Here is a 12,340-nt window from a genome sequence, read left to right on the forward strand (position 1 = left end):
CGCAACGTCTCATCGGCGACGATCACCGCAGGGTTTCCCCCTTCGGCGGCAAGGTTGTCTTATGCCACACTCGTTCAAACCATCCGGAGTAATCGATCACGCTGCCTTCTGCGTCCACGCGCAGCTCAGCGGTGATACCCGTGTCCAATCCCTCATATCGATATACGGTCTCGTCAGCTGTACGTACGAGGCAGGTGTAACGCTGGGAGATGGGTAGCCAACAAAGGCTCGGCACATCAACATAAACGACTCGAATCGTCTCCATGTCTGTCGGACTCAGACCCAATCGGCGTATGGCGATTGTATTGGTGAACGGCGTGACGTTCAAATCCACATCTACGCACCCGTCGAGGGCTGGAACAGGACGACCGAAAGCATCCCGCCAATGCCCCGTCCCATCCGAGATCAACCGGATCGGTTCCAAATCCTCCTGGTTTTGCAGACAGACGACCACTTCCCTTGTTCGCCACCATTGATCCGTTTGCACCCAATATTGATAACGAACCGGCTCATCACTTCCCAACCATATCCCCACACCGTCCGCGAGCCAACCGTTCTGTTTTTCTTGCAGTGTGACTTGCTCGTAACCGACGGTGTCCAATCTTTTCCACATCCAGTGGTGGGTTTGCACAAGCGATCTCCCCTCATTTCTGCATATCGGTTCGGGATCCCGTCTCCTGTTCCGCCAACCGCTCTAAAGCCGCTGCTGCAGTTTGCAAGGCGCGCATGATCTTCCATAGCGAAATCATGACCACCACATATGTGATCAAAGTAATAAACGGAAGAATAATACCGAACAATCCCATCCCCAACAACATGGAATGATGGAATATCTCCATTCCCATCCTCCCCTTTCGCATGATCCCTTACCATTTTCGACAACTTGATGATCGAACCTCCATTTTCTACAAAAAAGAAAATCCCATCGGCAATGTCGATGGGCAAATTGACCGGAGCAATCATGATGCGCTCCGGTTTTCCATTCCCCGTCAACGTTGCCGATGGGAGTCGGCGATGTCGTGACCTGGGCGACCTGGGCCTTGTTCCCAATTCTGCAAGGCTTCAAAGGCGGCACGCTGTTCCGCTTCCTTTTTAGAACGACCACTGCCTCTGCCCAGCCGTTTTCCCTCCAGCCACACCTCGGCCACGAAATGGCGGTCATGGGCAGGTCCCTGAATATCCACGATTTGATATTCCAACGGTCCCATTCGTTCCTGTTGCACGATCTCCTGCAATTGACTCTTGGCATCCGTTACCTGGGATAACCATTTTTCATCTATGCGGGGAAAGACTACCGCATGCAAAAATTGTTTGACCCGATCTAAGCCTTGGTCCAGGTACAGCGCTCCGACAAACGCTTCAAACACATCAGCCAGCAAGGCCGGACGCGTCCGGCCCCCGGTCATCTCTTCCCCTTTGCCAAGACGGACGTATTGACCGAAATCGAGCTCATGTGCAAAAGCGGCCAATGACGGTTCACACACGACTCGGGCCCGCGTCCGGGTCAAATCTCCTTCGCTCATGTCGGGAAACCGATGAAACAAAAACTCCGAAACCGCCAGTTCCAACACGGCGTCCCCCAGAAATTCCAGCCGTTCGTTGTCTTCGTGAAAAACGTTTCCCTTTTTCTCATGGGCAAACGACGTATGGGTAAATGCCTGCTGAAACAAACGACGGTTCCGAAACGGGAAGCCGACTTTTCGCTCCAAATCGGTCAAATCCATCCGTCTTTCACCACCTGGTCATTACGCGTCCTCATAGGTTTTCAAAGCGATCGTCGCATTGTGACCGCCAAATCCGAACGAGTTGGACAAAGCGGCTCTTACGCGCGCACGACGGGCTTCGTTGGGGACGTAATCCAGATCGCATTCCGGATCCGGTGTTTCATAGTTGATCGTCGGCGGGATGATTTGCTCTTTGAGCGTCATCGCTGTCGCCACCGCTTCGACACCACCTGCGGCGCCTAGCATATGTCCGATCATCGACTTGTTGGAGCTAATGGCCAACTTGTAGGCATGATCGCCGAACGCCTTTTTGATGGAAATGGTTTCAAATTTGTCATTGAGGTCGGTCGACGTACCGTGAGCATTGATGTAATCGATATCTTCCGGTTTCAGTCCGGCTTCTTGGATGGCGCGCGTCATGGCACGGGCTGCCCCTTCTCCTCCCGGTGCAGGTGAGGTAAGGTGGTAGGCGTCACCGCTCATACCGTAACCCACAATTTCGGCGATGATGTTGGCTCCCCGTTTTTTCGCGTGCTCCAGTTCCTCCAGAATCAAGACGCCCGCTCCTTCGCCCATGACAAACCCGTCCCGATCTTTATCAAACGGCCGGCTCGCCTTTTCCGGCTCGTCATTGCGCGTGGACATGGCACGAGCCGCACAAAATCCGGCAAATGCGAGTGGACGGATCGTGGATTCCGCCCCGCCGGCAATCATGACGTCGGCATCCCCGTGCTGGATGATCCGAAACGCGTCCCCGATGGAGTGCGTACCAGAGGCACAGGCAGATACAGATGTGCTGTTGGGCCCTTTGGCACCGGTAATAATGGATACCTGACCCGCCGCCATATTGGAGATCATCATCGGGATGAAGAACGGGCTCACCCGGTTTGGTCCACGATTCAACAAGACTTGGTACTGTTCCTCCCAAGTGGTCAAACCGCCGATGCCCGAGCCGATGTACACCCCGACACGATCCGGATCCACCTGATTCATGTCCAATCCGGCATGTTCCAATGCTTGGCGGGCAGCGGCAACAGCAAACTGAACAAAACGGTCCATGCGCCGTGCTTCTTTTCTGTCCATGTAATCCAACGGGTCAAAGTCTTTGACTTCCGCCGCGATGCGCGTGGGATAGTCGCTCGCATCAAACTGGGTCACTGGACCCACGCCGGATTTTCCGGCGATCAGATTGTTCCAAAACGTCGACAAGTCGTTGCCGATCGGCGAAATGACCCCCAAGCCACTGATCACCACTCGTCGGCTCATGATTCCACCGCCTTTTCCAACAACTGATCTATGTGAAGGGTGCCGTTATGCACCCCTTCTACTTCTTCATATGGGGGAGAGGATGCGTTTCCCGCCGCAATCCGCCGTATAGCGGACATCCGGCCGGGAAAACGCCCCCCTGCTCAGGTCGAGATATCAATAACCTGAAAGTCCCGTTATGTAACGGGACTTTGATTATTTGTGGGACTCGATGTACGCGATGATATCCCCCACCGTGGAGATTTTTTCAGCGTCTTCGTCCGAAATCTCCATTTCAAACTCATCTTCCAGCTCCAGAACCAAATCCATCACATCAAGGGAGTCAGCTCCCAGATCTTCCTTGATCGAGGCTTCCGGAGTCACTTCGGAAGGATCCACGTTGAGCTTGTCTACAATGATGCGTTTCACACGCTCCAACGTATCTGCCATCTTGTTCACCTCCCTTTCGTATTATACGAAAAGTACCATTAAAAGACTAGCAATCCAAAACGATGAGCAACGCCGTCGAATATCCGACCATATGCGTCAACCCACCGTGGATTCACGATGTTAGTAAGTCACCATGCCGCCGTCCACATTCAAGGTTTGTCCCGTGATGTAGGCGGCGTCATCGGACGCCAAAAACGCAACCGCACCGGCCACATCCTCAGCGGAACCAAAACGGCCCAACGGGATTTGACTGAGCATCTGCTCCCGGGTTTCCTCTCCCAATACAGCCGTCATATCGGTTTCGATAAAACCTGGTGCAATTGCATTCACGGTGATGCCCCGGCTGGCCAATTCGCGCGCCGCCGTTTTGGTCAAGCCGATCACGCCGGCTTTGGCGGCCACATAGTTGGCTTGCCCCGGGTTCCCGATCAATCCCACCACAGAGCTGATGTTGATAATGCGGCCGAAGCGTTGTTTCATCATTTGGCGGGTGACCGCCTTGGTGCACAGGAACACCCCTTTGAGGTTGGTGCTCATCACCGCGTCCCAATCTTCCTCTTTCAATCGGAGCAGGAGATTGTCACGGGTGATTCCTGCGTTGTTCACCAAAATATCGATTCGGCCAAACGCCTCGATCACTTGTTTCACCATGGCGTCCACTTGTTCTGCCTGTGAAACGTCAGCCTGGATCGCCACGGACCGTCGACCCATCTCCTGAATTTCGCCGACGACGGCTTCCGCCTTTTCGCGGTTGCCAGCAAACACGACAGCTACATCAGCACCCGCTCGGGCCAATCGGAGTGAAACGGCCCGCCCGATGCCGCGGGAACCGCCGGTGACGATCGCCACTTTACCGGTTAACATGCGTGAGCCTCCTTCGGTCATCGTCATTTTCGCAACGTATCCACTGCTGCCTGCAGTGTTTCCACGTCCTGTACGGAAACAGCAGTCACTTCGCGCTCCACTTTCCGCACCAATCCGGTCAACACGTTGCCCGGTCCGATCTCCACGAACGTGTCCACTCCCTGATTCAACATCCAGCGAACACTATCCTCCCACAAAACGGGGCTGGCCACTTGTTCCACCAGCGAACGGCGGATCTCATCCGCGTCTTGGATCGGAGAGGCCGAGACGTTGGCCACGACCGGTACGCGTGCATCACGGACGGTGATGGCATCGAGAACATCTTTTAACCGTTCGGCCGCCGGTTGCATCAAAGGTGAATGGAAGGGGCCGCTGACGGCGAGCGGAATCACTCGACGAGCCCCGGCGGCTTTGGCTTTTTCGCCCGCTTCCTCGACGGCGTCACGATGTCCGGAAATGACGATCTGCCCAGGGCAGTTGTAATTGGCCGCCACCACTACGTGGCCTTCGCGCGTCACTTCTCGGCACACCGCATCCAACGCCTCGCGTTCCAATCCCATCACCGCCGACATCGCCCCCTGACCGGCAGGGACTGCTTCTTCCATGAACAGTCCGCGCCGATGCACGGTGGCCACCGCATCCGCAAAATCAAGTGCTCCTGCGGCGGTCAACGCCGAATATTCTCCCAGGCTGTGTCCCGCCACATAATCGGGCTCGATCCCTGCGTCAGCAAAAACCGTATAGATAGCCATACTGGTGGTCAAAATTGCCGGTTGCGTGTTAGCCGTCAGGCGCAACTCCTCTTCAGGGCCTTCGAAACAGAGTCGAGACAACGCATAACCGAGCACTTCATCCGCCTGAGCGAAAAGACGTGCCGCACGCTCGTCGTGTTCCGCGATGGCCCGACCCATCCCCACGGATTGCGATCCCTGACCGGGGAAGAGAAACGCGATTTTTCCCATCGTTCCTGCTCCTTTCCGTCAACTTGCGCCGTGTTTGGGGTGTGTCGAATCCATTCTATTTCTCACTCGCTTTAGTTCACCAATCTCAAAGTTAAGGTCGACCGCGAGAAACAGGCTTCCCTTTCCTAAAATAACCAGACATGCTTGTAGGGGTGTCTGATCCATAGCGTCCACATCGCATTCCCGGCTCTCGCCTGGAAAACATTGCCGCTTGGTCGAATGACCAGCCAGGTCTTAGTCCCCTAGTTTTTCTTTGGTGGACCACTTGAGTACGGCCGCACCCCAAGTCAGTCCACCGCCGAATCCGACGAGCACCAGGGTATCTCCCTCACGAATGCGACCTTCACGCACGGCTTCGTCCAACGCGACCGGGATGGAGGCAGACGACATGTTACCATAGCGATCCAAGTTGACAATCACTTTGTCTTCCGACAGACCGAAACGCCTTACCGCGGCGTCGATGATGCGGATATTGGCTTGGTGCGGGACGAGAAAATCGATGTCGTCCTTGGTCAACCCCGCTTTTTTCAACGCCTCTTCGGCGGCATTGCCCATGACGCGAACGGCGAATTTGAACACTTCCCCGCCAGACATGGAGATAGTGTGCAGTTTTTTCTCCACCGACTCCACTGTCGCCGGAATACGCGAACCCCCGGCCGGCTGAAGCAACAGGTTACCACCCGAACCATCCGCGCCCAAATCAAACGAGAGGAAACCATATCCCTCTTCGACGGGGCCCAGTACCACTGCGCCCGCCCCATCGCCAAACAGCACACAAGTATTCCGATCCTCCCAGTTGGTGATTTTGGACAAACAATCGACACCGATCACCAAAGCGTAACGATAGATTCCGTTGGCGATGAATTGGACCGCCGTGGTAATTCCGTACAAAAATCCGGTGCAAGCGGCGGACAGATCAAAAGTAGCCGCTTTTGAAGCTCCCAGTCGGTCCTGTACGAGGCAGGCCGTTGCAGGGAACATCATGTCGGGCGTCACCGTGGCCACAATGATCAAGTCCAACTGATCAGGTGTGATCCCCGCCGCTTCCAACGCTTTTCGTCCGGCCTCCACCGCCAAGTCCGAAGATGCTTCATTATCCGCCGCGATGCGCCGCTCCCGGATACCGGTTCGGCTCACAATCCACTCATCCGAAGTATCCACCATCTTCTCCAAATCGGAATTGGTTAACACCTTTTCCGGCAAATGCGCGCCGGTTCCTAAAATCCCCACGGATCGCATCATCGTCGTCATTCCCCCCTGTCATTCCCGATCTCACCGGAGATCTGTGAAATCACCGCCTGTTCCACAAACCGACGCGCCTGGCGAATCGCATTGGTAATCGCGTTGGCGTCAGAAGATCCGTGTGCCTTGACGATCGCCCCGCTTAACCCCAACAGCGGCGCACCGCCATGTTCGGTGTAATCCATCGCTTTGGCGAACCGTTTCAGACCAGGTTTCAAAATCGCCGCAGCCAATTTGTTCAACCATGTACGGGTAAATTCCGCTTTCAACCGTTCAAAAATCGCCTTGGCCACGCCTTCTGTGTTTTTCAGCAGAATATTGCCGGAAAAACCGTCACACACGAGAACGTCGCACACCCCGTACAACACGTCCCGCGCTTCCACGTTGCCGATAAACCGTATGGGCAACTGCGACAGCAAGTTGTACGCCTCTTTGGTCCGATCCGTTCCTTTCCCTTCCTCCGTTCCGATGTTGAGCAAACCGACACGCGGTTTTTCAAAACCCAATACCTTTTCGGCATAGATCGCACCCATCCTGGCGTATTGCGCCAAATGCTCCGGTTTGGCTTCCGGATTGGCACCCACGTCCAATACCAATATGCCGCGTCCGTCCATCGTGGGGAACACCGGCGCCAATGCTGGACGGTCAACCCCCTGCAATCTGCCGGTGTAAAACAGCCCGGCCGCCATCAGTGCGCCCGTATTGCCGGCACTGATGAATGCGTCCGCCTTGCCCTCCTTCACCATCCGGCAACCGACGACGATGGACGAATCCTTTTTACGTCGGATGGCCTTGACCGGCTCTTCTCCCGCGTCGATCGACTCGGTGACGGAATGGAGTTCCACATTGGATGGATAACTCGTTTGAGAATGCAAGACTTCTTCCCGGCCGATCAATATCAAACGCAAATCCGGCCATTGTTCAGCCGCTTGCCGCACTCCTTCGAATATGGCCGTTGGCGCATGGTCCCCGCCCATTACGTCCAACGCAATGCGCATCAATGCCCCTCCTTCAATTTAACCGCCTCGTCTCCCGAGGCACGATACATATCGAATTCGCCTTGAAAGACGATTTCTTCTTCCACATAGGTTTTCACGTCGACTTGTACGCGGTGGGCACCTTTCTTCACTACTTTCGCCCTGGCAACGCATTTTTCCCCCAAGCGAACGGGGCGCAGAAAGCGAATACCCGCCGAAGCGGTCAACACGATCTCCGCATCGATAATCGCCACCGCCAGCGAATTGGCCTGCGCAAACAGGTAGTGCCCGCGTGCGATGCGATTGCGGGTGAACACGTGCTCCCGCTTGATTTCCAAAATGGAAGTTCCGCCGTGATCCAGGTGGAGTTCAACGATCTCACCGATCACCTCTTCCGGCGCCAACGAACGCACCCGGTCAAATTTCTCTTCCGCCATGTGCTTGATTCGTTCCCGCAGTTCGGGAATGCCCAATTCCATCCGATCCAACCGGATCGTCTGGATACTGACGCCGAATTGGCGGGCCATCTCTTCGTCCGTCGCGAACGGGTTTTGTTGTAACGCCAACGTCAATTGACGCTGCCGTTCTTTCTTCGAGAGGCGCACAGCGGGAGTCTCACCACCTTTTAAGACCACCTATTAATACCAAGTCCTAACTTAGTATATAGAAAACGCCGCCAAAATACAACGGCTATTTTAGCGAATGTCCCAAAAATGATGAAAGACCGGTCGCTGACGCCGGTCTTCCGCTTTATTCCGTGTGATCAGTCATTGCTGGCCACTTCGTTGCCTTTGTAGTATCCGCATGCTTTGCACACGCGGTGAGCCAGTTTGAATTCGCCGCATTGCGGGCAACGCACCATGCCCGGTACAGCCAGTTTGAAGTGCGTGCGCCGTTTGCGCTTACGGGTTTTGGATGTACGCCGAAAAGGTACTGCCATGATTTCACCCCCTCCAACATGATGGAACCGATCAGGGCAGCCTATCGTCGCTAAATGACCTAGATGCCCTAATCTTTTTCAGGATGCTGGTTGAACCAATCCTGTAAAGCCGCTAGTCGGGGATCGATCCGTTCCATGTCGCAGGTGCAGGTCACTTCGTTCCGGTTGACGCCACACTTGGGACACAACCCCTTGCAATCTTCCCGACATACGGGGATAAACGGAAGGGTGAACAACATTGCTTCCCGTATGTAAGGGGTAAGATCGACCGGATCGGATTCGATCAGTTGAACTTCCCGTTCCTCCGTCTCCTCCGCATACGCGGGATGGTCGGTCAACCACTCTTCCCATTCGGTATGCAAAGGGACGTCAAATCGCTTCAAACATTTGGAACAGACGACCGTCGCCGTCGTTTCTAGTTCACCTTTCACATGAAATCGATGGTCGTTACGGGAAATAGCGACCTGAACGCGGAGCGGCTCAAACCGAACCAATTGCCGCACTTCCCGTTCAAGCCCCTCCAGTTCAACCGTTTCGTTCAAAACCAGCGTTTCCGCCCCGATGCGGTTGAGTTCCCGCAGGGATACCTGCATGCTCCCACTCCTTATGAAAACAGGGTTATTATATGCCAATCCCGACGACCTGTCAATGTTTCCGCCTGATGGAAAGCCGCCTTCCGCCGCTGGGGCAGACGCTCCAAATACCGGATTGCTTCCTGCAAGGTGGCGACGGGAACCACTTTCATGTGCAATTTCAAACGCCTTACCGTGGCCTGCGCGGTTTCCGAATTGCTGTCACCCGGTGCGATATCTTTCGGTACAAAAAAGAGGGTCGCGCCTTCCCGCTCTGCGGCCACTACCTTGTGCTCCACCCCGCCGATTTGCCCCACACGTCCGTCAGGGGAGATCGTGCCCGTTCCGGCTACACGATATCCTTTGGTCAAATCGCCGGGTGTCAGCTGATTGACGATCTCCAGCGAAAACATCAACCCGGCCGACGGCCCGCCGATGTCTCCCGCATTCAATCTGATGACAGGCCTGGTTTTCACTACTCGATCCGTGACGGGAACAATTCCGATTCCCGCCTGTATTTTCCCCGGCATCACCGGAAGACGGGTCAGTGTCACCGTCTCTTCCCTTACTTTTCCGTTACGAACCACTCGCAGCCGGACACGTTCTCCTGGGTGGCGCCATTTCAACGCCTGCATCAACTGATCGGCTGTTTGCACAGGCTGTCGGTCAATCGCCTGGATCAAATCGTTTTCCTTCAATACTTTTTCCGCCGGCATTCCTTTAACCACACGCAAGATCTTTACGCCGCGCAGTTTCACTGAAACAGGTTTGCCTGCTTGATGAAATGCGGCGATGACTGCATTGTCCTGCGAAGTGCGCATAATTTCTTCCTGCCGTTGGAAATACTCACGTGAATTCTCTCCCGGGCTCAATATTTCCTGTTTGGCGACCAGTTCGCCATCATCTCCATATTTGGCCAGTAGATAAGTCCATACGTTTCCTTCCTTCATCAATACCGTCGTAAGGTAAAACGCGCCTGCCTCATCAGGGTGCACACCCTGAATTTTCACCATTGGTGCCACCGGCATGGCCGAACCAGGGGCTATCACATAATACGGAACCGGAATCACCCAACCCAACACAGCCAACACCGCCAATATTGCCAATACCTGCAGCCAACGGTGCCGATTATTACTTGGCCACCCCATCACCTTCCACTCCTTCCCAGTTGCGGATCCGCTCCCGAATCCTTTCCACATGTGCACGCGCCGCTTCCTCACCTAAACGGATGCATTTCTCCACCTGATGAAAAGCGGTCGGACTGATTTCAGACATCTCCGGGTGAATCAGGAAGTCAGCTTCAATCAATTGCTGGCTGAGCATTTGCCTCTCCATCACCCCGAGCGTTTGCGCAATCACATCAAAGATCGACCGGATTTTGACTTCGTTGAAACGCGGAACCACATCGACCGCAATGACCAAATCGGCTCCCATCTCACGAACCACCGTAATGGGAATGCGGTCGATCACACCACCGTCAACCAGGATTTTATCTTCCCATTCGACTGGTTCAAAGATTCCGGGGATGGAGATACTCGCCCGTACCGCCAAATCAACCGGACCGGACGTAAATACCACACGTTCCCCTTTTACGAGATCGGTCGCCACCACCGCCAAGGGAATAGATAATTCTTCTATTGATTTTCCGTGTGTGAGCAAGCGGATCAGCTCTCTTACTTTGTCACCGATCATAAATCCTTTGCGCGGAACGGTCAGATCAACCCAATATTTGCGCTTCAACCGTGTCGCCAAACCTTCAATCATGTCCAACTCTAAGTTATTAGCATATAACGCTCCGACTAAACTCCCCATACTGCTTCCCGCAATCATGTGAACGGGGATGCCCGCTTCCTGCAACACCTTGAGCACTCCAACATGGGCCCAACCTCTTGCCCCACCCGATCCCAAAGCCAATCCAATTTTCGGCCCTCCCAAAACGCCCCCTCCTTTCGGGTGTCCCATGTCTGATGGTAAGTCGATCACCTTAGGAAACGTTGCCGATTTCTAAACAACGCATTTCCTTACGCATTCTATGGGACAGACAAGCGGTCTAATTCCCCGCATGATCGCGTAGACATGATATCACCATCACCTCACGCCTGTTTGGAGGATTCCGATGTATCGGACAAACCTTGTCCTGCTCTCCCAACTGAAATCACTGGGACTTGCTTTGGTCGCCTTATTTTTTGCCGTTTCACTGGTGTTTTACCCTGAACCCACCTTCCAAGCTTCCTTAAAAGGGTTAAAAATTTGGTGGGACGTCATTTTTCCCGCTCTGTTTCCCTTTTTTATCGCATCGGAGATCCTGATGGGGCTCGGTGTCGTCCACTTCATGGGCATCCTGCTGGAGCCATTGATGCGCCCCCTGTTTCGTGTGCCCGGTACGGGCGGCTTTGTCATGGCGATGGGGTTCGCCTCAGGTTATCCGATGGGGGCGAAACTGACGGCACGACTTCGGGAACAACACTTACTGACCCGTGTAGAGGGGGAACGACTGGTTTCCTTCACTTGCACCGCTGACCCGTTATTTTTGTTCGGCGCCGTTGCTGTGGGCTTCTTTCGTGATGCTTCCTACGGTATCACCATTGCCTTGGCGCATTATGGTGCATGTGTTCTGGTGGGGTGGTTGATGCGCTTTCATAACGGGGGCGACGAGGTTACTACTCTCTCGCACGAAGATCATTCTTTTTTCTTGACCCGCGCATTTCGGGCCATGCATCACGCCCGCTTGCAAGACGGACGAACATTGGGAAAATTGATGGGGGACGCGATCCAATCCTCCATTCAGACCTTATTGATGATCGGTGGATTCATCATGATGTTTTCCGTCATCATCCAAGTGTTGACACTGCTCGGTGTGACACATGTCCTCGTACTGCTGATCAGTCCGATTCTGCAGGCAGCAGGAGTGCCTATGGAAATGTCCGCACCTTTTGTCGCCGGCTTCTTCGAAGCGACACTGGGGGTGCAAGGGATCAGCAACACATTGCCCACCGTTTCTCCGACCGACCAGTTGGCCGTTGCCGGTGCTGTCCTGGCATGGAGCGGATTGTCCGTTCATGCCCAAGTGGTCAGCATATTGAGCAAGACGGACATTCGCTACACGCCATATTTGGTGGCCCGATTCATTCATGCCGGCCTGGCCGCAGCATTGACCTACCTGTTGGGAGCACCGTTGAAAACGGCGGAGACAGTGGTGGCCATTCCCGCATTTGCCGCACGAATCTCCGTTTCCGGCTGGCCTTCGTTCGGGGAGCAAGTATGGTGGAATGCCGAAAAAACCCTGATCGTTTTCACTGTCATGATCGGGTTGGGTTTGATCATGCAGATGATGCGTTCTCAGTCTCCCGCCAAAAGGTGAAAA

Annotated in this window: 15 protein-coding genes; 1 reads left to right on the forward strand and 14 read right to left on the reverse strand. The window is 54.5% G+C overall.

Annotated elements, in window-relative coordinates; all coding sequences use genetic code 11:
- Positions 1-22: 22 nt before the first annotated feature.
- The 14 genes from NWF35_RS00505 to NWF35_RS00570 form a co-directional block, all read right to left on the reverse strand.
- Positions 23-631, reverse strand: coding sequence for a putative glycolipid-binding domain-containing protein (locus NWF35_RS00505; protein ID WP_301237155.1), 609 nt, complete (start codon positions 629-631; stop codon positions 23-25).
- Between the two features lie 13 nt (positions 632-644).
- Entirely contained in the window at positions 645-839 is a 195-nt protein-coding gene (locus tag NWF35_RS00510) for a hypothetical protein (RefSeq protein ID WP_301237156.1), read from the reverse strand.
- A gap of 150 nt (positions 840-989) precedes the next feature.
- Positions 990-1,724 carry a ribonuclease III gene (gene rnc / locus NWF35_RS00515; protein WP_301237157.1) on the reverse strand — a complete coding sequence of 245 codons (735 nt, stop codon included), beginning with the start codon at positions 1,722-1,724 and terminating at the stop codon, positions 990-992.
- Between the two features lie 21 nt (positions 1,725-1,745).
- A complete protein-coding gene (fabF, locus tag NWF35_RS00520; RefSeq protein WP_301237158.1) occupies positions 1,746-2,990 on the reverse strand; it encodes a beta-ketoacyl-ACP synthase II in 1,245 nt (414 codons plus the stop codon).
- 195 nt (positions 2,991-3,185) lie between these two features.
- Positions 3,186-3,419, reverse strand: a complete 234-nt coding sequence (gene acpP, locus NWF35_RS00525) for an acyl carrier protein (RefSeq protein ID WP_301237159.1) — start codon at positions 3,417-3,419, stop codon at positions 3,186-3,188.
- A gap of 120 nt (positions 3,420-3,539) precedes the next feature.
- On the reverse strand, positions 3,540-4,283 hold the full coding sequence (gene fabG / locus NWF35_RS00530; protein ID WP_301237160.1) for a 3-oxoacyl-[acyl-carrier-protein] reductase: 744 nt from the start codon (positions 4,281-4,283) through the stop codon (positions 3,540-3,542).
- A 23-nt stretch (positions 4,284-4,306) separates the two neighbouring features.
- Positions 4,307-5,245 carry an ACP S-malonyltransferase gene (gene fabD, locus NWF35_RS00535; RefSeq protein ID WP_301237161.1) on the reverse strand — a complete coding sequence of 313 codons (939 nt, stop codon included), beginning with the start codon at positions 5,243-5,245 and terminating at the stop codon, positions 4,307-4,309.
- 234 nt (positions 5,246-5,479) lie between these two features.
- Positions 5,480-6,487, reverse strand: coding sequence for a beta-ketoacyl-ACP synthase III (locus tag NWF35_RS00540; RefSeq protein WP_435873792.1), 1,008 nt, complete (start codon positions 6,485-6,487; stop codon positions 5,480-5,482).
- Positions 6,488-6,492: 5 nt separating this feature from the next.
- Positions 6,493-7,485, reverse strand: coding sequence for a phosphate acyltransferase PlsX (gene plsX, locus NWF35_RS00545; RefSeq protein ID WP_301237162.1), 993 nt, complete (start codon positions 7,483-7,485; stop codon positions 6,493-6,495).
- The gene (gene fapR / locus NWF35_RS00550; protein ID WP_301237163.1) at positions 7,485-8,069 is read right to left on the reverse strand and encodes a transcription factor FapR; all 585 of its coding nucleotides are present in this window, start codon (positions 8,067-8,069) and stop codon (positions 7,485-7,487) included. Before fapR ends, plsX begins: the two co-directional genes overlap by 1 nt.
- A 158-nt stretch (positions 8,070-8,227) precedes the next feature.
- Positions 8,228-8,404 (reverse strand): 50S ribosomal protein L32, encoded by a 177-nt coding sequence (gene rpmF / locus NWF35_RS00555; RefSeq protein WP_205492438.1) that lies wholly within the window; start codon positions 8,402-8,404, stop codon positions 8,228-8,230.
- Positions 8,405-8,472: 68 nt separating this feature from the next.
- Positions 8,473-8,997, reverse strand: a complete 525-nt coding sequence (locus NWF35_RS00560) for a YceD family protein (RefSeq protein WP_301237164.1) — start codon at positions 8,995-8,997, stop codon at positions 8,473-8,475.
- A gap of 11 nt (positions 8,998-9,008) precedes the next feature.
- Positions 9,009-10,124, reverse strand: a complete 1,116-nt coding sequence (locus NWF35_RS00565) for a SepM family pheromone-processing serine protease (protein WP_301237165.1) — start codon at positions 10,122-10,124, stop codon at positions 9,009-9,011.
- On the reverse strand, positions 10,108-10,938 hold the full coding sequence (locus tag NWF35_RS00570) for a patatin-like phospholipase family protein (RefSeq protein WP_301237204.1): 831 nt from the start codon (positions 10,936-10,938) through the stop codon (positions 10,108-10,110). Before NWF35_RS00570 ends, NWF35_RS00565 begins: the two co-directional genes overlap by 17 nt.
- Before the next feature lie 154 nt (positions 10,939-11,092).
- Here NWF35_RS00570 and ylbJ point away from each other — a divergent pair, with 154 nt between their 5' ends.
- Positions 11,093-12,337, forward strand: coding sequence for a sporulation integral membrane protein YlbJ (gene ylbJ / locus NWF35_RS00575; RefSeq protein WP_301237166.1), 1,245 nt, complete (start codon positions 11,093-11,095; stop codon positions 12,335-12,337).
- The last annotated feature ends 3 nt before the right edge of the window (positions 12,338-12,340 follow it).

This window comes from Polycladomyces subterraneus, assembly GCF_030433435.1.
Classification (GTDB): Bacteria; Bacillota; Bacilli; order Thermoactinomycetales; family JIR-001; genus Polycladomyces; species Polycladomyces subterraneus.